Below are 19,928 nucleotides of genomic sequence, written 5' to 3'. Positions count from 1 at the left end.
GTGATGAGCGAAGTGATGACGGCGGTGATCAACTCGGTCCGGCTCGCCACGGTGGCCACGCTGATCGGTTTTACCTTCGGCTGCCTGTTCGGCTTCGTGGCCGRCTACTTCCGGGATTCCGCCGCGGATCGCACCGCCTCCTTCCTGTCCGTGTTCGGCGTGAGCATGCCGCACTACTGGCTGGGCATGGTGCTGGTGATCGTGTTCTCGGTCTTCCTCGGCTGGCTGCCCCCCACGGGAGCGGGCCCGGGTGGTTCCGGCGACTGGGCGTGGGACTGGGAACATATCCAGTACATGGTGCTGCCGGCCGTGACGATGTCGGTGATCCCGATGGGCATCGTGGCCCGCACCATCCGCGCGCTCGTTGCGGAAATCCTCTCCAATGAATTCATCGTCGGCCTGAAGGCGCGCGGCCTGTCGGAGCTGGCGGTGTTCCGCCATGTGCTGAAGAACGTGGCGCCTACCGCGCTGTCGGTGATGGGCCTGCAACTCGGCTACCTGCTGGGCGGCTCCATCCTGATCGAGACCGTGTTCTCCTGGCCCGGCACGGGTTTCCTGCTCAACTCGGCGATCTTCCAGCGCGACTTCCCGCTGTTGCAGGGGACCATCCTCGTGCTCGCCGTGTTCTTCGTGCTGCTGAACCTGCTGGTCGATGCGCTGCAAACCCTGTTCGACCCGCGCATCCAGCGCAACTGACGCCGTAACTGACGCCATCAAGGAAACCGGGAGTCCCCATGGAAATGACTTTGACGAAGCCCGCGCTGCCTGTCGTGCAGCGTTCGCCAGGCTACTGGACCACCGTAGGCCGGCGCCTGCTGCGCAACAAGCTGGCCATGCTGGCCGCGCTGATCCTGCTGGCGCTGGTGCTGATGGCGATCTTCGCGCCAGTGCTGATGCCGGCGGATCCCTACGCCGCTTCCATCCTCAAGCGCCTCAAGCCCGTCGGCACCGAGCACTACCTGCTTGGCACCGACGAACTCGGGCGCGACATGCTGTCCCGCCTGATGCTGGGCGCCCGCCTGTCACTGTTCATGGGCATCACGCCGGTGCTGATCGCCTTCGTGGTCGGCAGCGCGCTGGGCATCGTGGCGGGCTACGCCGGCGGCTGGACCAATACCGTGATCATGCGGCTGGTCGACATCCTGTACGCCTTCCCCTCGGTGCTGCTGGCCATCGCGCTGTCGGGCACGCTGGGCGCGGGTGTGGGCAATGCGTTGTTGTCGCTGACCATCGTGTTCGTGCCGCAGATCGTGCGCGTGGCGGAAAGCGTGACCACGCAGGTACGCAACCGCGAGTTCGTCGACGCGGCGCGCGCCTCGGGTGCGTCGTCGCTGACCATCGTGCGCGCCCATGTGCTCAACAACGTGCTGGGCCCGATCTTTGTCTATGCCACCAGCCTGATCTCGGTCTCGATGATCCTGGCCTCGGGCCTGTCCTTCCTGGGCCTTGGCGTCAAGCCCCCCGAGCCGGAATGGGGCCTGATGCTCAACACGCTGCGCACGGCGATCTATACGCAGCCGTGGGTCGCCGCCCTGCCCGGCGCGATGATCTTCCTGACCTCGATCTCCTTCAACCTGCTCGCCGACGGCATCCGCTCGGCGATGGAAATCAAGGACTGATGCCATGACCGATGCCATGACCGATACCCTGCTCAATGCCGATGTGGGCGGCCCGGCGCAGCCGCTGGTGATCGCGCGCGACCTGATCAAGCACTTTCCGCTCAAATCGAAGCTTCCCTGGCAGCGCGGCGGCGAGGTTCGCGCCGTCGATGGCGTCAGCTTCGAAGTCAGGAAGGGAGAGACGCTGGGCGTGGTCGGTGAATCCGGCTGCGGCAAGTCCACCACCGCGCGGCTGCTGATGCAGCTGATCGAGCAAAACAGGGGCGAGCTGATCTTCGATGCGCTGGGCGTCGGATCGGCCCAGTTGCCCATGAAGCGCTACCGCAGCCAGGTACAGATGGTCTTCCAGGACAGCTACTCCTCGCTCAACCCGCGCCTGACGATCGAGGAATCCATTGCCTTTACGGCGCGCGTGCACGGCATCAGCGCCGCCGAAGCCACCGCGCGTGCCCGCGCCCTGCTGGATCGCGTGGGCCTGGAGCCGAYGCGCTTCGCCGGACGCTATCCGCACGAGTTGTCCGGCGGGCAGCGCCAGCGCGTGAACATCGCGCGCGCGCTGGTACTGCGCCYGCGCCTGGTGATCCTCGACGAAGCCGTGTCGGCACTCGACAAATCGGTGGAAGCGCAGGTGCTGAACCTGCTGCTCGACCTCAAGGCCGAGTTTGACCTCACCTATGTCTTTATCAGCCACGACCTGAACGTGATCCGCTACCTGTGCGACCGCGTGATGGTGATGTACCTGGGCAAGGTGGTGGAGGTGGGCGATACCGAGACCCTGTACGCCAACCCATCGCATCCCTACACCCGCGCGCTGCTGGCCTCGATGCCGGCAATGGATCCGGACCGCCGCACGCTGGTCGCGCCGCTGGCGGGCGATCCGCCCAACCCGATCAACCCGCCGTCCGGCTGCAGCTTCCATCCACGCTGCGCCATGGCCGAGGACGTGTGCTCGCGCCGCGCGCCGGTACTGTCGGATGCGCTGGCCGGGCATCCCGTGGCCTGCCTGATGGCCAACGCCGACGGCGGCCACAGCCGGCATCTGCCGGCGGCCGCCGGTCCGCTCGCTGCAACGATTTGAGGGCCTCATCGTGACTGCATCCAACCCCACTCCAGAACCGCAAACTGCCGCGCCCATGGTATCGGTGCGCGATTTGCGCGTCACCTTCTCCGGCGGCGGCAAGACCATCCGCGCCGTCAACGGCGTATCGCTGGAAGTTGCGCCGGGCGAGGCACTCGCCCTGATCGGCGAATCCGGCTCGGGCAAGAGCGTGACGCTGCGTGCGCTGATGCGGCTGCATCCGCCGCGCCGCGCCCGCATGGAAGGCGAGATCCGCATCAACGGCGCCAACGTCACCGCGCTGGATTCGCGCGGGCTGGCCCGCCTGCGCGGCGGCACCGTTGCGATGGTGTTCCAGGAGCCCCTGCTGGCGCTGGACCCCGTCTACACGGTTGGCCAGCAGATCATCGAATGCATTCGCACCCATGCCCGCGTGTCCGCCGCCGAAGCGCGCCAGCGCGCCCTGCGGGCGCTGGAGGCGGTGCGCATTCCCAGCCCGGAGCGGCGGCTGGCSGCYTATCCGCACGAGATGTCSGGCGGCATGCGCCAGCGCGCCATGATCGCGCTGGCGCTGTCGGCCAACCCGAAGGTGCTGCTGGCCGACGAGCCCACTACCGCGCTGGACGCCACCGTGCAGATCCAGGTGCTGATCCTGCTGCGGGAACTGCAGCGCGAGCTGGGCTTGTCGATCGTGTTCGTCACCCATGACATCGGCGCGGCGGTGGAGATCGCCGACCGCGTGGCCGTCATGTACGGTGGGCGCATTGTCGAGGAAGGCCCGATCCGCACCATCCTGCGGGCCGCGCGCCATCCCTACACCATGGCACTGCTGCAAAGCCGCCAGCACGGCATGGACCGGGGCCAGCGGCTGCAGACCATTGCCGGTTCGCCGCCCGACCTGTCCGCCTTGCCGCCCGGCTGCAGCTTCGCCCCGCGTTGCCCGCAGGCGCGTGCGCAATGCCTGCAGGCGGTGCCGCAGAGCGTCGCGCTGGGCGGTGGTCATCGCGTAAGCTGCGTACTGGCCGCCGAGCCAGTTGCCATCGCGCAGGCCGTGGCTTGAGCCGTGCGCTCCGTTCAAGAGCGCACGGTCACAAGTTGCATGCTTTGCCCGCCGTGCAGTCCGTGCCAATATCACCTTTACTGATTGCTTCCCACACCGCTAACCGCATCCATGAACCTGGCCAGCCATCCCTCCCACGCCTTCCTTCCCTACCCGGCAGCGCCKGTCGCCAACGCCGCGAGCGGGCCGCTCGCCGGCCTCACCTTTGCCGCCAAGGACTTGTTCGACGTGGCCGGCTACCCCACCGGCGGGGGCAACCCCCATGTGCTGGCGATGTCGGGCATCAAGACCGCCACCGCCCCAACCGTGCAGCGCCTGCTTGACGCCGGCGCCGCCTTCGTCGGCAAGACCCACACCGATGAACTGGCGTTCTCGATGAACGGGAAGAATGCCCACTACGGCGCGCCGGTCAACGGCGCGGCACCGGGACGCATCACCGGCGGCTCGTCGTCGGGCTCGGCCTCGGCGGTATCCAACGGGCTATGCGACTTCGCGCTAGGCACCGACACCGGCGGCTCGGTGCGCGCCCCGGCCAGCCATTGCGGACTGTTCGGCATCCGCCCCACGCACGGCCGCATCTCGCTCGCGCAATGCCTGGCCCTGTGTGACAGTTTCGATACCTGCGGCTTCTTCGCCCGCGATATCGGCACCTTTGCGCGCGTGGCCGGCGTGCTGCTCGGGGACGATGCAAGGCCGCTGCCCGCCAGCCCGCGCCTGCTGCTCGCCGAAGACCTGTTCCGCATGCCCACCCCTGCCGCGCTGGACGCGCTGCTACCGGTGGTCGGCGGCATCGAGGCCGCCTTCGGCAAAGCCACCCCCGTCACGGTCGCGGATCGCGCGCTGGAAGATATCTGGTGGGCCTTCCGCTACGTGCAGGGCTGGGAAGCCTGGCAAACCGACGGCGCCATGATCGAGCAGTACGGCCTGCAGCTCGGCGCGGACGTGGCCGCACGATTTGCCTTCTCCAAGAGCGTCACGGCCGCGCAGTTCGAAGCATCCAGTGCCATCCGCCGCGCCTTCACCGCCCACCTCGCGGCGCTGCTCGGCAACGATGGCATCCTGATCCTGCCGACCATGCCGGACATCGCGCCCCTGTCGGACGCCGCTGGCGAAGAACTGGAAACCTACCGCAACCGCTCCGCCCAGACCCTCTGCCTGGCGCCCCTGTCCGGCTTTCCCCACCTGAGCCTGCCTCTGGCCGGCCGCGCCGGCGCACCGCTCGGCGTCTCGCTGATGGGCCCCGCCGGCAGCGACCGCAGCCTGATTGCATTTGCAGAAAAGCTGGTGATGGCACTAAGCTGAACCACTGCCCCGATTCCCCCAAGGAGAGCCAGAATGGCCCGAATCCGTATCACCGCCGGCGGCTACCAGTTTGTCGCCGAAACCAATCCCGATGCCCCACAGACCGTGGCGGCCTTCACCAAGTTGCTGCCCTACCGGCAAAAGCTGATCCACGTCCGCTGGAGCGGCGAAGGCTGCTGGATTCCGCTGGGCGAATTCAAGCTGGGCGTGGACTTCGAGAACCACACCAGCCACCCGTCGGTGGGCGACATCCTGTTCTACCCCGGCGGCTACAGCGAAACCGAGATCATCCTGGCGTACGGCAGTTGCTGCTTCGCCAGCAAGATGGGGCAACTGGCGGGCAACCATTTCCTGACGATCGTGGAAGGCAAGGAGAACCTGCGCGCGCTGGGCACCAAGGTGCTGTGGGAAGGGGCGCAGGATGTGAGTTTTGAATTGATGTAAGGCGCGATGCGTACTCGGCGGCGCCAGCCGTCCGAGCACGATCCCGGGCATGTTCAGCGCGCCAGGACTGCCGCGCCCGCTTCCGGCGCCTTCACCCGGAACCACGCCGCATACAGCGCCGGCAGGAACAGCAGCGTCAACGCCGTGGCAATCACCAGCCCGCCCATGATCGCCACCGCCATCGGCCCCCAGAACACCGAGCGCGACAACGGGATCATGGCCAGCACGGCGGCCGCGGCGGTCAGGATGATCGGGCGGCAGCGGCGCACGGCCGACTCGACGATGGCTTCCCAGACCGGCGCGCCGGCGCTGATGTCCTGCTCGATCTGGTCGACCAGGATCACCGAGTTGCGGATGATCATGCCCAGCAGCGCGGTGATGCCAAGCTGCGCCACAAAGCCCATCGGCGCGCTCAGCAGCAGCAGCGTGGCGGCCGCCCCGATCAGCCCCAGCGGCCCGGTCAGGAACACCATCAGCGAGCGCGAAAAGCTGTGCAACTGCAGCATCAGCAGCGTGAAGATGATGAAGATGCACAGCGGCAGCTGCGCGGCAATCGACGCGCCAGCCTTGCCGCTTTCCTCTTCCGCCCCGGCCACGGTGATGYGGTAGCCCGCCGGCAGCGTGGCGCGCAGCTTGTCCAGCTTGGGATTGATCTGCGCCGTCACGGTGGGGCCCTGGATGCCTTCGACCACATCGGACTGCACGGTCACGCCGAAGTCGCGGTTCTCGCGCCAGATCACGCCAGGCTCGGAGCGGAAAGCGATGCGCGCGACCTGGGTCAACGGCACCACGCGGCCGCTGGCGGTGGGTACCTGCATGTTCTGCAGGTCGGACATGGCGTCGCGTTCGTTGCGCGGCGCGCGCATCAGGATGTCGATCAGCTTGTCGCCATCGCGATACTGCCCCACGGCCACGCCGCTCAGCACGGTCTGCGTCACGCGCGCGATGGCGGTGGTGCTGACGCCGAGCGCGCGTGCCTTGTCCTGGTCGATATCCAGGCGCAGCACCTTGACGCTCTCGTTCCAGTTGTCATTGACGCCCAGCGTATTCGGGTTGGCGCTCATCACGGCCTTGACTTCGTCGGCCAGCTTGCGCACGCCGGCGGCATCCGGCCCGATGACCCGGAACTGCACCGGATAAGGTACCGGCGGCCCGTTCGGCAATAGCTTGACGCGTCCGCGCAACTGCGGGAAATCGCTCGCCAGCAGGCTGACGACGCGCTGCCGCACGCGGTCGCGCAGTGCCACCCCGGCCGGCATCACGATCACCTGCGCCACATTGGTCTGCGGAAATATCTGGTCGAGGGGCAGGTAGAAGCGCGGCGCGCCGCTGCCCACGAATGTGGTCAGGCTGGCGATCTCGCGGTCCCCGCGCAGCGCGGCCTCGAAGCGTTTGGCCTCGGCCTCGGTCTGCGCAAAGCTGGTGCCCTCGGGCATCCACAATTCCACCATCAGCTCCGGCCGGCTCGAATCCGGGAAGAACTGTTTCTCGACGAACTTGAAGGCGTACAGGCCAAGGCCGAAGGCCACCAGGGTGATGACGATCACCGTCTTGCGCCAGGTCACGCACCAGTTCACCAACTGGCGGAAGCGGTTGTAGAACGGCGTGTCGAACACCTCATGCTGCTCGCCCTCGCCGGCCGGCCGGGACTTGAGCAGTAGGTAGCCCAGGTAGGRCGTGAAGTAGACAGCGGCCAGCCACGACAGCACCAGCGCCATCGCGGTCACGGCAAAGATGGCGAAGGTGTACTCGCCCACGGTCGAACGCGCCAGCCCCACTGGCAGGAAGCCGGCGGCGGTGATCAGCGTGCCGGTCAGCATCGGCATCGCGGTGGAGGTGTAGGCGAACGTGGCCGCCTCCATCTTGGAGAAGCCTTCCTCCAGCTTGCGCACCATCATCTCCACCGCGATGATGGCGTCGTCGACCAGCAGCCCGAGCGCCACGATCAGTGCCCCGAGCGATATCTTGTGCAGCCCGATGCCGAACATGTTCATGAAGAGGAACGTGACGGCGAGCACCAGCGGAATGGTCAGCGCCACCACCAGCCCCGGCCGCACATCCAGCCGCAGCGGCCTGGTATGCAGGCCGAGCGAGACAAAGCTCACGCCCAGCACGATCACCACCGCTTCGATCAACACATGCACGAACTCGCCAACCGAGCGCTCGACCGCGTCGGGCTGGTTCTGCACCTGATCCAGCTCGATGCCGACCGGCAACTGCCCGCGCAAGCCATCCGTCGCGGCGCGCAGGTTCTTGCCCAGCGCGATGATGTCGCCGCCCTTCTCCATCGAGATGCCCAGCCCGATCACTTCCTTGCCCTGGAAGCGCATCTTGCTCGCCGGCGGATCGACATAGCCGCGGTAGACATGGGCGATATCGCCCAGGCGGATGTTGGCGGTGCCGTTGGGGCCGCGCAGCACCAGGTTTTCCAGGTCGGCCACCTTGGCGAACTGTCCCGACAGGCGCACCTGCAGGTTGTCGCCAGGCGTCACCAGCACGCCGCTGGCGGTCATGCTGTTCTGCTGGGAGATCTGGTCCGCGATTGCATTGATGTCCAGGCCGAGCTGGGCAAAGCGTGCCTGGTTGAATTCGATATAGACCTTCTCGTCCTGCAGCCCGATCAGCGCGACCTTGGCTACCGACGGCACGCGCAGCAGTTGCTGGCGCACCAGGTCGGCGTATTCGCGCAGTTCCTTGTAGTTGAAGCCATCGGCGGACAGCGCGTAGATCGAGCCGTASACRTCGCCGAAYTCRTCGTTGAAGAAYGGSCCGCGCACGCCCKGCGGCAGSGTCTGSGCGATGTCSCCGAYCTTCTTGCGCACCGTGTACCAGATCTGCGCGGTGTCCTTTGCCGGCGCGGTGTCCTTGAGCTGGAAGATCACCGTGGTCTCGCCGGGCTTGGAGAAGCTGCGGATCTTGTCGGCGTAGGGCACCTCCTGCAACTGGCGCTCGATCTTGTCGGTGACCTGCACCGCGATCTGCTCGGCGGTGGCGCCAGGCCAGAACGCCTGCACCACCATTACCCGGAAGGTGAAGGGCGGGTCTTCGTCCTGGCCGAGCTGGAAGAACGCGAAGAGCCCGCCCAGCAGCAGCACCACCAGCAGGTAACGGGTCAGCGGCTGGTGCTCCAGGGCCCAGCGGGAGAGATTGAAACGGGAATGGTCCATGCTGCGCGCCCTAGTTGCGCACGGCCGGCGCGGACGCCACCGCCTGCAGCGGCCTCACTTTCTGGCCGGGCTTGAGCAGGTGCACGCCCGCGGTGACGATGGTTTGCCCGGCGGACAGCCCCTGCCTGACCTGGACCTCGTTGCCCTGCAGTTCGCCCAGGGTGACCGCGACCGGCTGCACGGTGCCCTTGGCAGCGTCATACACCCAGACCTGGTTGCTACCCTGTTGCTGCAGCAGCGCGGAAAGCGGCACGCGCAGCGTGGCGTTGTCGCCGGTGCGGGTGAATGTCACCACGGCGGTCATGCCGAACTTGAAGTCCGGCGGCGGGTTGGGCACGCTGATGCGGGCCGCATAGGTACGCGTAACCGGGTCGGCCATCGGGGATATCTCCCGCACGCGGCCTGGCAGGGGACGGCCGGGCTCGGCCCAGGTCCGCACCGTCACGTCGGAAATGCCCCGCAGGCGCTCGACCTGATCTTCCGGCAACCCGACCGCCACCTCTTTCTCGGCGGTTTGCGCCACCCGGACAACCGACTGGCCTGCCGCGACTACCTGGCCAACCTCCGCTTCGATCAGCGTCACCACGCCGTCGGCGTCGGCGGTCAGGACGCCATAGGTAGTCTGGTTGGACTGGTTGCGCAGCCCTGCCTCGGCCTGGCGCAGGCGGGAGACGGCGGAGTCATAGGTGGCCTGGCGACGTTGCTGCTCGGCGGCGCTGATGAATTTCTTGGCGAACAGCTCGTTGTAACGCTTGAGATCGGCCTCGGCGAGGTCGCGATCGGTCCTGGCCGCGTCGTACTGGGCACGCGAGCCCGCTTCCGCCAGGCTCAGGTCGGTGGGATCGAGCCGTGCGAGCGGCTGGCCCTTGCGGACTGTGGCGCCCACATCGACCAGGCGGGCAGCGATCTTGCCCCCGACGCGAAAGCCCAGCCGTGATTCGATCCGGGGCCGCACGTCGCCGGAGAACTCGAGATCGGTCTTGCCCGCGCCGGGCCGCACCTGCATCAACCGCACGGGGCGGATTTCAGGTGGGCGCTCGGGCTGGCGATTACAGCCACCCAGCACCAGCAAGCCGGCAAGTACCGGCACCATGAGCCGCGCGCGGGCCGGCAGCGCGCGGCGAGCGGTATCCGCCATCGCCGCAGCAGCTCCGCTGGCATCCACCAGAGTGGAAAAAGGCACATCGACGGCCGCAACTTCCGGCCTGGGAGAAGGCACTGGCATGAGTTAAGCGAGGAATCGGTGAAACAGCGGGCACTGCGGAAGGCGGCGCGTTAATTAATAACTCGCCGGTCAGCAATATATAGGGGACCACCCGAAGGCGTCAAACCACACCGGAAGAACATGCAACGAAAAAAGCACTATTCAGGTGACAAACACGCCGGCGAGCCAATGTGGCGCAAAAAATCGGGGCGCGGCGCGGCGTAACGTCGCAGACGCCATTGTTGCCGGCTGGCGCGCAGCCTGCCGCGCCAGCCATCGCTGCTGGCTGGCGCCGATGACGCACCGCAAGGCCATTAGAGGGCAAATGCTACAATCCGGCCCGTCGCTCGCGCGGCCTCGCCACGGATCGCGGGGCGGCTGTCGCCCACGTTCCCGGCTCTTGGCGCTGCCATGGCGCGTCCCGCGAAAACGCGTGCTGCCGGTTGCACCCAGGCCGGCCCCCATGTTCCGCCAGACAGGCCGCGGCGACGCCCGCAGTCATAAAGCCCCCCAATCACCGACCCGAGACCGGCGTGACGCCCGATCAGTATTGCCAAGAAAAAGCCGCGCAGAGCGGCTCCAGTTTCTATTACAGCTTCCTGTTCCTGCCGCCGGAGCGGCGGCAGGCCATCACCGCGCTCTACGCCTGGTGCAGGGAAGTCGACGATGTGGTGGACGACACCCAGGACGCCAGCGTTGCCCACCAACMGCTCGCCTGGTGGCGCAGCGAGCTTGGCCAGATGTTCAATGGCGCACCCACCCACCCCGTCACCAAGGCGCTCCAGCCGCACGTGCAGGCGTACGGCCTGACGCAGTCGATGTTCGGCGAAGTGCTCGAAGGCATGGAGATGGACCTGACCCAGTCGCGCTACCTTGATGACATCGCGCTCGCGCGCTATTGCCATTGCGTGGCCGGCGTGGTCGGCACCATGAGCGCGCGCATCCTGGGCTATCAAGATGCGCGCACGCTCGAATTCGCGGAAAAGCTGGGCTTGTCGCTGCAGATGGTCAATATCCTGCGCGATGTCGGCGAGGACGCCCGGCGCGGCCGGATCTATCTGCCGGTCAACACGCTGCAGCGCTTCGAGGTACCCGTGTCCGAGATCAACCAGGCCATCCATTCGGACCGCTTCGTGACGTTGATGCGCCACCAGGCCGAACAGGCTCGCACACTCTACCGGGAAGCGCTGGCGCTGCTGCCCCGCGCCGATCGCCGCGCCCAGCGCGCCGGCCTGGTGATGGGCGCGATCTACCAGACACTGCTTGATGAAGTCGAGGCCAGCGGCTTCCAGGTACTGAACCAGCGCATCTCGCTGACGCCGATGCGCAAGCTCTGGATCGCATGGAAGACCTGGATGGGCAATCGCTGACTGCCGCCTGAGTGCCAGCCGGGCGCGACGGGCTCCTGGCGGCCCGCCTCCGGGTATCATCACGAGTCCTCACGCCCGCTTCCGGGCGTGAGGATTTCCGCATTGTCTCTGCCTTCCCTTCCGCGCAACTGCCATGATCCAATCTCCCCAGCCCCCCTTTCCGCTTGGCCAGGCCATTCTTGACCAGGCTGCCGCCCTGGCGTGCTTCTCGGACATGGAGGGTGGCCTGACTTGCGCCTACCTGACGCCCGCCCACCGCGCCGCGCAGGCGCGGCTGGCCGAATGGATGGAGGCGGCGGGGATGCAGGTTCGCATCGATGCCATCGGCAATGTGATCGGCCGCTATGCCGCCGACCCGGCCGTGGGCGATGCGGCGCGCGTGCTGATGACCGGCTCGCACTTCGACACGGTGCGCAACGGCGGCCGCTATGACGGCCGGCTCGGCATCCTGCTGCCGGTTGCCGTGGTGGGCGCGCTCAATGCCGCCGGCATCCGCCTGCCCTATCACTTTGACGTGGTGGGTTTCGCCGAAGAGGAAGGGCTGCGCTTCAAGACCAGCTTCCTGGCCAGCAGCGTGCTGGCCGGGCGCTTCGACCCGGCTTTGCTGGACCGCACCGACACCGATGGCGTGACGCTGCGCGAAGCGCTGGCCGCCTCTGGCCTGCCGGGCGCGGGCACCATTGAAGCCCTGCAAGCCGCGGCGGTGGACCCCGCTACCCTGCATGGCTTTGTCGAAGTCCATATCGAGCAAGGCCCGGTATTGCTGCACCACGGCCTGCCGCTCGGCGTGGTCACGCAGATTGCAGGCAGCAGCCGCTTCCAGGTACGCGTGCAAGGCCTGGCCAGCCACGCCGGCACCACCCCCATGACCATGCGCAAGGACGCCGCCGCGGCCGCCGCCGAAATGGTGCTGCTGGTGGAACGGCGCTGCGCCGAGGTGCCTGCGCTGGTCGGCACGGTGGGCCAGTTGCAGGTGCCGAACGGCTCAAGCAACGTCATCCCCGCCGAATGCGTGTTTTCCATGGACATCCGCGCTGGCGAGGATGGCATCCGCGAGGCCGCCATTGCCGACATCGTGGCCGGCATCCAGGCGATCGCCGCGCGCCGCGGCCTCGTTGCCGAGGTGGAACGCGTGGCGCCGGTGAACAACGCGCCCTGCGCGCGCTGGCTGATGGACCAGTTTGGCGCGGTGCTGAAAAAGCGCGGCCTGCAAGCCTACGAACTGCCCTCGGGCGCGGGGCACGACGCCATGATGATGCAGCGCATTACCGACGTGGCGATGCTCTTCGTGCGCTGCGGCAACGGTGGCATCAGCCACAACCCGCTCGAGACCATCACCGCGGACGACGCCCAGCAGGCCGCCGAGGCCTTCGTCGACTTCCTGCGGCATTTCCAGCCGCGCGCCTGACACCCCACTGCGGCACGCTTGCGATCCCGGCGCAAATCGTATTGGATGTAGGCACATCCAATCACAAGATCGAAAGATCGAAAGATCACAAAGGAGACACGCATGGCGCGCCGCGAATTGTCGGTACTGACCGAGGGACACACCTTCCTGGAAGGCCCGCGCTGGCACGAGGGCCGGCTCTGGCTCTCGGATTTCTACACGCACAGGGTGATGGCGGTGAGCCTGGATGGCACCGTCGAGCCGATCGCCGAGGTACCGCAGCAGCCTTCGGGCCTCGGCTGGCTGCCGGACGGGCGCCTGCTGATCGTCTCGATGCGCGACCGCAAGCTGCTGCGGCGCGAAGCGGACGGCAGCCTCAGCGTGCATGCCGACCTGTCAGCAGTGGCCAGCGGGCATGTGAACGACATGGTGGTGGACCAGCACGGCCGTGCCTATGTGGGCAATTTCGGCTTCGACCTGATGGCCGGCGCGCCCATGCGCACCGCCAGCCTGGCGCGGGTCGATCCCGATGGCACGGTCACCGTGGTGGCCGACGGCTTGTTCTTTCCGAACGGCTCGGTCATTACGCCGGACGGCAAGTCACTGGTGGTTGGGGAGACGCTTGGCAACCGCATCTCGGCGTTCGATCTGCACGCGGATGGCTCGCTTGGCCCCCGCCGCGACTGGGCGCTGTTCGGCAGCCAGCCTGCCGGCACCGAGCTGGCTCAGGTGCTGGGCGGCGCCAAGGTCGCGCCGGATGGCTGCGCGCAGGACGCGGAAGGCGCGCTGTGGGTGGCCGACGCTATCGGTAATCGTGTATTGCGGGTGATGCCCGGCGGCCATATCGCTGAAGAGATCGCCTGCGGGACGGGCATATTCGCGGCAGCCCTGGGTGGCCCGCGAGGCACCACGCTGTTCCTGGCCGCGGCGCCGAATTTCGATGAGGCCGAGCGCCGCGCCTCCCGCCTGGGCCATATCCTGATGACCGAAGTGGAAGTGCCGCACGCCGGCCTGCCCTGAAAGAGGCCGCCGGCACGGCAACCGGCGGGAAAGTCTTGGGAAGGACCGGGACGCCGYGGGCTGGACGCTGGCGGCGGCTGCAGGCGGGCCTACAGGCCAGAAGTAGGACGCACCCCGATATCCGGATGCCGCGCACTATGCCAAGCTGCGTCATATGCGCGGCCTAGCCGCCCTGGTACATCTCCCGCCCCAGTTCATACAGGTTCTGGCGCAGCTTGCGCCGATCGTCCGGCGAAAGTTTGTCGTTTGGGAGTGCGCGGGGCAAACGCTCGTTCAGATCGCGCTCGGTGCGGTACTTTCCGGCGCGCGCGCGCGCCTCATCTTGCCCGTTGTGCGGGCCGCCCTCACGGAGTCCGGCCTTGCCGGGACCAGGCAGCAAGTGCGCCATGCCAGGCGATTGCGGGTATCCCGCACTGGCAGCAAGGAGCAGCGCGACAGCCGCGCCGGCGCGGTAAAGGGTACGCCCGGCGCGCTTGCGGGTGACTTTCATTGATAATGGCGGTTTTGGCTTCGGAAGCGGCAGTAGCAGGACCGCCGGAAGCCGGAAATCCGGTAGCCCCGCCTCGCCGCCTCATGGCAGTGAGTTTTCACGGCGGAAACCCACGAAAAACCCGTGGGACTGGCTGCGGAAACGGTATGCGGCAGTGTAAACGCAGGGTAGATGCGCGCCCGCATACCACGCGGTAAAGTATGTAACCTTTTGTTAAGCCATTTTGACCGAAAGCGTTTGTCGCTAAGATACCGCCATGGAAAATACCAGTCACAAGATTCTCGTCGTAGACGACGACCCCCGTCTGCGCGACCTGCTGCGCCGCTACCTTGGCGAACAGGGCTTCACGGTACTGGTAGCAGAAAACGCCACCGCGATGAACAAGCTTTGGTTGCGCGAGCGTTTCGACCTGCTAGTACTCGACCTGATGATGCCGGGCGAGGATGGCCTGTCGATCTGCCGCCGGCTGCGTGGCGCCAACGACCAGACGCCCATCATCATGCTTACCGCCAAGGGTGAGGATGTCGATCGCATCGTCGGCCTCGAGATGGGTGCCGACGACTACCTGCCCAAGCCTTTCAACCCGCGCGAGCTGATTGCGCGGATCCACGCGGTGCTGCGCCGCAAGGGCCCCGCCGAAGTCCCCGGCGCCCCCTCCGAAACACCGGAAACCTTCGCTTTCGGCGACTTCGTGCTCAACCTCGCTACGCGCACGCTGACCAAGAACGACGAAGAGATCACCCTGACCACCGGCGAGTTCTCGGTGCTCAAGGTCTTCGCCCGGCATCCGCGCCAGCCGCTGTCGCGCGAGAAGCTCATGGAAATGGCGCGTGGCCGCGAGTACGAGGTATTCGACCGCAGTCTCGACGTGCAGATCTCGCGCCTGCGCAAGCTCATCGAGCCCGATCCGGGCAACCCGCGTTTCATACAAACGGTCTGGGGCCTCGGCTACGTATTCATCCCCGATGGCGTGAAGTAAGGCGCCGCGGATCGTGGCGACTGTCATCAGCCGCACGGCTACGCGCCTGTTCGGTTCGCTGTTCTGGCGAACTTTCATGCTGATCGCCCTCTTGCTGGCGATCTCGCTGGGTATCTGGTTCCAGAGCTATCGGCTCTTCGAACGCGCTCCGCGCGCCCAGCAGGTCGCCATGCAGGTGGTCAGCGTGGTCAAGCTCACGCGCGCAGCCCTGCTCTATTCCGACCCCGCGCGGCGGCGCTTCCTGCTGCTCGACCTGGTGCAGAACGAAGGCATCAAGGTCTACCCGCGTGAGAAAGACGACGATTTCACGGTAGCGACGACAAATCCCTTCCTGACCCCACTGGTGYAGCAGGAGATTCGCAGCCGGCTTGGCGAAGGCACCGTGATCGCGACCACGGTGAACGACATCCCGGGTGTCTGGGTCAGCTTCGAGATCGAAGGCGACGACTACTGGGTCGCGATCAGCCCCGAACGGTTCGAACGCGTGCCCGGCATCCAGTGGCTCTGGTGGAGTATTGCCGCGCTGCTGCTGTCGATCATCGGCGCCGCCTTTATCACGTCACTGGTCAACCACCCGCTCAAGCGGCTGGCCAACGCGGCGCGCGCCATCGGCGGCGGGGGCGACCCGCCCACACTGCCCGAACACGGCGCCAGCGAGGTAGCGCAGGCCAACCACAGCTTCAACCAGATGGTGCGCGACCTGCGCCAACTCGACGACGACCGCGTGGTCATGCTGGCCGGCATTTCGCACGACCTGCGCACACCGCTCACGCGGCTGCGGCTGGAAACCGAAATGTCGCCCGTGGATGACACCACACGCGAGGCCATGATTGCCGACATCGAACAGATGGACGCCATCATCGGGCAATTCCTCAACTACGCCCGGCCGGCGCTGGAGACGGTCGAACCCGTCGACCTGTCCGCCCTTGTCCAGGATGCTGTCGGCGTCTATGGCGCGCACGACGATGTGCGCGTGCATGTACGCGCCAGCGCCCCCGTGATGGCCGTTGCCAACCGCATGGAAGTGCAGCGCATCCTCGACAACCTCGTTGAAAACGCGCGGCGCTATGCCAAGGATGAAGACAACGGGGTGGCGGTCGTCGAGATCAGTACGCGGATAGAAGACAAAGAAGCCGTGCTGACGGTGGCCGACCATGGCAATGGTGTGCCAGAAGCCCAGTTGCCTTTGTTGACGCGACCGTTCTACCGGCTGGATGGCGCGCGCAGCGAAGCGAAGGGGGCGGGATTGGGCATGTCGATTGTCAACCGTATCCTGCAGCGGAATGGCGGGCGCTTGATGTTGGCCAACCGGCCAGCGCCGGCTACGGGGCTGGTTGTCAGTGCGTTTTTCAGGCGGGCGTAAAACGCGCGCAGCCCCGCCGACCCCAAACCCCAGCGCTCGCACTGCGCAAGATCTCAAATCAAGGCGCCGCAACCGATCCGCGATTCGGTTTAGCCGTGAGAAGCGCCCGACGGGCGGGCCACACCATCCCGCGATGCGAAGCGAGCCGTGAAGGTTTGCTCATCCCGTATGGGGCGCCTTCTTTGCCTACTTTCTTGGCGAGACAAGAAAGTAGGTCGCCTCCCCGCAGGGGAGGTGAAACTGCCTTTGACTTTAAGCCATTGACTTTGAAGTTAAGCAGTTACAGTTGACGTTAAATCACAAACGCCAACAACACCCCACCGCCCCCCTCCGCTGACAGGCTTTCGACAGCATTTGATATCAAACTGAAAGCCATTTGACAGCGTAATGACAGCCCCCCCGGCGCAAACTTGCCGCCATCAGCAGGACACCCCCAAACCCAAGCCCAGCCAAAGCCAGTCCCCCGCATAGCTGATCCCGGATCCTGGCTGGCAGCCGACCAAAATCAAGCCTCCGGAACCAACCGGCGGCATCTGCGAGAGACAGCCAAATGTCAAACTCCCCCACCCAGCAACACGGGTTCCGCACCGTGTTCCGCGTCGTCAGCGGCAACTTCCTGGAAATGTACGACTTCATGGTGTACGGCTTTTATGCCGCCGCCATCGCCAAGACGTTCTTCCCCAGCGGCAACGAGTTCGCGTCGCTGATGCTCTCGCTCGCGACCTTCGGCGCGGGCTTCCTGATGCGTCCGCTCGGCGCCATCATCCTCGGCGCGTATATCGACCATCACGGCCGCCGCAAGGGGCTGATCCTGACCCTGGTCCTGATGGCGCTGGGCACCTTGCTGATCGCCTGCGTGCCGGGCTATGCCTCGATCGGCGTGGCCGCGCCATTGCTGGTGCTGGCGGGCCGCTTGCTGCAGGGCTTCTCCGCAGGGGTGGAACTGGGCGGCGTGTCGGTCTACCTCGCAGAGATCGCCAAGCCCGGCAAGAAGGGCTTCTACGTGGCCTGGCAGTCGGCCAGCCAACAGGTGGCGGTGATCTTTGCCGGCCTGCTCGGCGTGGTCCTGCATGCCATGCTGTCGCCCGAGCAGATGGGTGAATGGGGCTGGCGCGTGCCGTTCCTGATCGGCTGCCTGATCGTGCCCTTCCTGTTCCTGATCCGCCGCTCGCTGGAGGAAACCGAGGAATTCAAGACGCGCAAGCATCGCCCCGCCATCCGCGAGATCTACCGCTCGATGCTTGAGAACTGGCGCATCATCATCGCCGGCTGCATGATGGTCGTGATGACCACGGTGTCGTTCTACATGATCACCGCCTACACGCCGACCTTCGGCAAGACCGTGCTCAAGCTCGACGACGTGGACAACCTGATCGTCACCATGTGCGTTGGGCTGTCCAACTTCATCTGGCTGCCGCTGATGGGTGCCTTGTCGGATCGCGTGGGCCGCAAGCCCCTGCTGGTGATCTTCACCATCCTCACCTTGCTCACGGCCTATCCGGCAGTGTCCTGGCTGGTGGCTGAGCCGTCTTTCGGCCGCCTGCTGATGGTCGAGCTGTGGCTGTCTTTCCTGTATGGCAGCTACAACGGCGCGATGGTGGTGACGCTGACCGAAGTGATGCCGCCCGCGGTGCGCACTGCCGGCTTCTCGCTGGCCTACAGCCTCGCCACGGCCTTGTTCGGCGGCTTCACGCCGGCCATCTCGACCTACCTGATCCACAGCACCGGCAACAAGGCCGCGCCSGGCCTGTGGCTGATGTTCGCCGCTGCGTGCGGGCTTATCGCCACGCTGGTGATTTTCCGCGGCGGACGGCAGCACGCCTACGTCGAACCGGCGGCCAGGACGGTCTGAGCTACGCCACGGCGGCCCTGCTGGGGTAGACTCCCCCTTCCGGCAGGGCTGCGCGAGCGGCGGAGGCGGCTGACATCGCGCCGCAACATGGCGCCGCCACCATCGTCGATCGGCGCGCGCGCTGCCGGACACGCGGCCCCCCGCGCCTGGCTATCGGGCTCTTTGAGAATATCAATTAGCCCCGCCTCCGGGGATGACGCATAATCCATGTTCGTTGCGCGGCAGCCCGGGCCTCAAGGCCTGGCTGGCAGCGCGAGCGTTTCTCTTCAACCGTATCCAGGAGCAGTCTATGAAGACCGTTGGTGACAAGATCGAAGCCTTCCACGTCGTCGGTGTCAAGCCGGGTTTCAACAACCATGAAGAGAACGGCCAGTCGGCCTTCGAAGACATCACCGAAAAATCGTTCGAAGGCAAGTGGAAGATCATTTACTTCTACCCGAAGGACTTCACCTTCGTGTGCCCGACCGAAATCGTTGCCTTCGCCAAGCTGAACGGCGACTTCGCCGACCGCGACGCGATCGTGCTGGGCGGCTCGACCGACAACGAATTCGTGAAGCTGGCATGGCGCCGTGAGCACAAGGACCTGAACAAGCTGGACCAATGGCAATTCGCCGACGTGACCGGCTCGCTGATCGACCAGCTTGGCGTGCGTGACCACGCTGCCGGCGTCGCACTGCGCGCTACCTTCATCGTCGATCCGGACAATGTCATCCAGCACGTGTCGGTGAACAACCTGAACGTCGGCCGTAACCCGGACGAAGTCCTGCGTATCCTCGACGGCCTGCAAACGGACGAGCTGTGCCCGTGCAACCGCGCTGTTGGCGGCGCCACGCTGTAAGCTGTCGACCAGCTGGCATGCTGAACAAACCGCCGGTGCTCAATGGCCGGTGGTTTGTGACGATTTGCGCGGCGGGCTCCGGCCCGCACCTCGAAACCCGCCATGGCGGGTTTTTTGAGCCCCTACCGATAGGAGATTTGTATGGAATTCCTCAGCACGATTAAAGGCCTCATCCCTGACTACGCCAAGGACATTCGCCTGAACCTTGACGGCACCATCGCCCGCTCCTCGCTCGAGGGCAACGATGCGGTAGCGGTAGCCCTGGCTGCGGCGTTTGCCGCCAAGAGCCGCGTGATTGTCGATGCGATCCGCAATGCCGGCGTGCTGTCGCCCGAGGAAACCAACGCGGTGCTGACCGCCGCCGCGCTGATGGGGATGAACAACGTCTGGTATCCGTTCGTTGAAATGGCGGACGACCCCGATCTGGCCACCCAACCGGCCGGCCTGCGCATGAATGCGTACGCCACGCATGGCGGCGTGGACAAGCGCCGCTTCGAGATGTATGCGCTCGCCGCCTCCATCGTCGGCAAGTGCCATTTCTGCATCAAGTCGCACTACGCGCTGCTCAAGAACGAGCAAGGCATGACCGCGCAGCAACTGCGCGACGTGGGCCGCATTGCTGCCGTCGTAGTGGCCGCCGCCAATGTGATCGCCGCGGAATAAGACCGCACAGGGCCGCAGGCCGGCACGTGCCGGCCCGGCCTTCATGGTGCGTCCACGGGGCCCCGCGGCGTTATGCCGACGGGCCCCGCCACACGTTCCGCTCGTGGCGGCGC

General features: G+C 66.1%; 17 protein-coding genes. 14 read left to right on the top strand and 3 right to left on the bottom strand.

Features of this window, described 5'->3' with window-relative positions; genetic code table 11:
* The 6 genes from AC1DKD_RS10015 to AC1DKD_RS09990 form a co-directional block, all read left to right on the top strand.
* Positions 1-696: ABC transporter permease (locus tag AC1DKD_RS10015; protein ID WP_477143233.1), on the top strand; the 696-nt coding region annotated here is incomplete at its 5' end.
* 38 nt (positions 697-734) lie between these two features.
* On the top strand, positions 735-1,619 hold the full coding sequence (locus AC1DKD_RS10010) for an ABC transporter permease (RefSeq protein WP_477111184.1): 885 nt from the start codon (positions 735-737) through the stop codon (positions 1,617-1,619).
* Between the two features lie 4 nt (positions 1,620-1,623).
* Positions 1,624-2,697 (top strand): ABC transporter ATP-binding protein, encoded by a 1,074-nt coding sequence (locus tag AC1DKD_RS10005; protein ID WP_477143232.1) that lies wholly within the window; start codon positions 1,624-1,626, stop codon positions 2,695-2,697.
* A 55-nt stretch (positions 2,698-2,752) separates the two neighbouring features.
* Positions 2,753-3,736 (top strand): ABC transporter ATP-binding protein, encoded by a 984-nt coding sequence (locus AC1DKD_RS10000; RefSeq protein WP_441634044.1) that lies wholly within the window; start codon positions 2,753-2,755, stop codon positions 3,734-3,736.
* A gap of 111 nt (positions 3,737-3,847) precedes the next feature.
* Positions 3,848-5,038, top strand: a complete 1,191-nt coding sequence (locus AC1DKD_RS09995) for an amidase (RefSeq protein WP_477111183.1) — start codon at positions 3,848-3,850, stop codon at positions 5,036-5,038.
* 33 nt (positions 5,039-5,071) lie between these two features.
* Positions 5,072-5,482 (top strand): DUF3830 family protein, encoded by a 411-nt coding sequence (locus AC1DKD_RS09990; protein ID WP_035871016.1) that lies wholly within the window; start codon positions 5,072-5,074, stop codon positions 5,480-5,482.
* Positions 5,483-5,535: 53 nt separating this feature from the next.
* Here AC1DKD_RS09990 and AC1DKD_RS09985 read toward each other — a convergent pair whose 3' ends face one another.
* Positions 5,536-8,649: an efflux RND transporter permease subunit gene (locus tag AC1DKD_RS09985; protein WP_477143231.1), complete on the bottom strand. Its 3,114-nt coding sequence runs from the start codon at positions 8,647-8,649 to the stop codon at positions 5,536-5,538.
* A 10-nt stretch (positions 8,650-8,659) separates the two neighbouring features.
* Positions 8,660-9,787, bottom strand: coding sequence for an efflux RND transporter periplasmic adaptor subunit (locus AC1DKD_RS09980; protein ID WP_477111182.1), 1,128 nt, complete (start codon positions 9,785-9,787; stop codon positions 8,660-8,662).
* 599 nt (positions 9,788-10,386) lie between these two features.
* On the opposite strand from AC1DKD_RS09980, the gene hpnD reads away from it, so the two are divergent.
* From hpnD to AC1DKD_RS09965, 3 genes are all read left to right on the top strand, one after another.
* Entirely contained in the window at positions 10,387-11,223 is an 837-nt protein-coding gene (gene hpnD / locus AC1DKD_RS09975) for a presqualene diphosphate synthase HpnD (RefSeq protein ID WP_477143230.1), read from the top strand.
* 133 nt (positions 11,224-11,356) lie between these two features.
* Positions 11,357-12,631 carry a Zn-dependent hydrolase gene (locus AC1DKD_RS09970; RefSeq protein ID WP_441634023.1) on the top strand — a complete coding sequence of 425 codons (1,275 nt, stop codon included), beginning with the start codon at positions 11,357-11,359 and terminating at the stop codon, positions 12,629-12,631.
* Between the two features lie 102 nt (positions 12,632-12,733).
* Positions 12,734-13,630 carry an SMP-30/gluconolactonase/LRE family protein gene (locus tag AC1DKD_RS09965; RefSeq protein ID WP_035871026.1) on the top strand — a complete coding sequence of 299 codons (897 nt, stop codon included), beginning with the start codon at positions 12,734-12,736 and terminating at the stop codon, positions 13,628-13,630.
* A gap of 163 nt (positions 13,631-13,793) precedes the next feature.
* Here the strand turns inward: AC1DKD_RS09965 and AC1DKD_RS09960 are convergent, their stop codons facing one another.
* Positions 13,794-14,120 (bottom strand): hypothetical protein, encoded by a 327-nt coding sequence (locus AC1DKD_RS09960; protein ID WP_441634021.1) that lies wholly within the window; start codon positions 14,118-14,120, stop codon positions 13,794-13,796.
* Positions 14,121-14,376: 256 nt separating this feature from the next.
* Between AC1DKD_RS09960 and ompR the strand changes: the two genes are divergently transcribed.
* The 5 genes from ompR to AC1DKD_RS09935 all read left to right on the top strand — a co-directional run bounded on the left by ompR (position 14,377) and on the right by AC1DKD_RS09935 (position 19,815).
* On the top strand, positions 14,377-15,099 hold the full coding sequence (ompR, locus tag AC1DKD_RS09955; RefSeq protein ID WP_006576352.1) for an osmolarity response regulator transcription factor OmpR: 723 nt from the start codon (positions 14,377-14,379) through the stop codon (positions 15,097-15,099).
* A gap of 13 nt (positions 15,100-15,112) precedes the next feature.
* Positions 15,113-16,462, top strand: a complete 1,350-nt coding sequence (locus AC1DKD_RS09950) for an ATP-binding protein (protein WP_477143229.1) — start codon at positions 15,113-15,115, stop codon at positions 16,460-16,462.
* Between the two features lie 550 nt (positions 16,463-17,012).
* Positions 17,013-18,314: an MFS transporter gene (tcuC, locus tag AC1DKD_RS09945; protein WP_441634018.1), complete on the top strand. Its 1,302-nt coding sequence runs from the start codon at positions 17,013-17,015 to the stop codon at positions 18,312-18,314.
* A 289-nt stretch (positions 18,315-18,603) separates the two neighbouring features.
* Positions 18,604-19,152 (top strand): peroxiredoxin, encoded by a 549-nt coding sequence (locus AC1DKD_RS09940; protein ID WP_020201245.1) that lies wholly within the window; start codon positions 18,604-18,606, stop codon positions 19,150-19,152.
* A gap of 141 nt (positions 19,153-19,293) precedes the next feature.
* Positions 19,294-19,815, top strand: a complete 522-nt coding sequence (locus tag AC1DKD_RS09935) for a carboxymuconolactone decarboxylase family protein (RefSeq protein WP_035860200.1) — start codon at positions 19,294-19,296, stop codon at positions 19,813-19,815.
* The last annotated feature ends 113 nt before the right edge of the window (positions 19,816-19,928 follow it).

This window comes from Cupriavidus sp. 05T313 (assembly GCF_056396665.1).
The sequence above is the reverse complement of the archived record's forward strand: the minus strand, read 5'-3'. Positions and strand labels throughout refer to the sequence as shown.

Excerpts from the sequence above, each read along its gene's own strand:
- AC1DKD_RS10010 (WP_477111184.1), top strand. The coding sequence starts at position 735 with ATGGAAATGACTTTGACGAAGCCCGCGCTGCCTGTCGTGCAGCGTTCG.
- AC1DKD_RS09990 (WP_035871016.1), top strand. The coding sequence starts at position 5,072 with ATGGCCCGAATCCGTATCACCGCCGGCGGCTACCAGTTTGTCGCCGAA.
- AC1DKD_RS09980 (WP_477111182.1), bottom strand. The coding sequence starts at position 9,787 with ATGGCGGATACCGCTCGCCGCGCGCTGCCGGCCCGCGCGCGGCTCATG.
- AC1DKD_RS09970 (WP_441634023.1), top strand. The coding sequence starts at position 11,357 with ATGATCCAATCTCCCCAGCCCCCCTTTCCGCTTGGCCAGGCCATTCTT.
- AC1DKD_RS09965 (WP_035871026.1), top strand. The coding sequence starts at position 12,734 with ATGGCGCGCCGCGAATTGTCGGTACTGACCGAGGGACACACCTTCCTG.
- AC1DKD_RS09960 (WP_441634021.1), bottom strand. The coding sequence starts at position 14,120 with ATGAAAGTCACCCGCAAGCGCGCCGGGCGTACCCTTTACCGCGCCGGC.
- ompR (WP_006576352.1), top strand. The coding sequence starts at position 14,377 with ATGGAAAATACCAGTCACAAGATTCTCGTCGTAGACGACGACCCCCGT.
- AC1DKD_RS09940 (WP_020201245.1), top strand. The coding sequence starts at position 18,604 with ATGAAGACCGTTGGTGACAAGATCGAAGCCTTCCACGTCGTCGGTGTC.
- AC1DKD_RS09935 (WP_035860200.1), top strand. The coding sequence starts at position 19,294 with ATGGAATTCCTCAGCACGATTAAAGGCCTCATCCCTGACTACGCCAAG.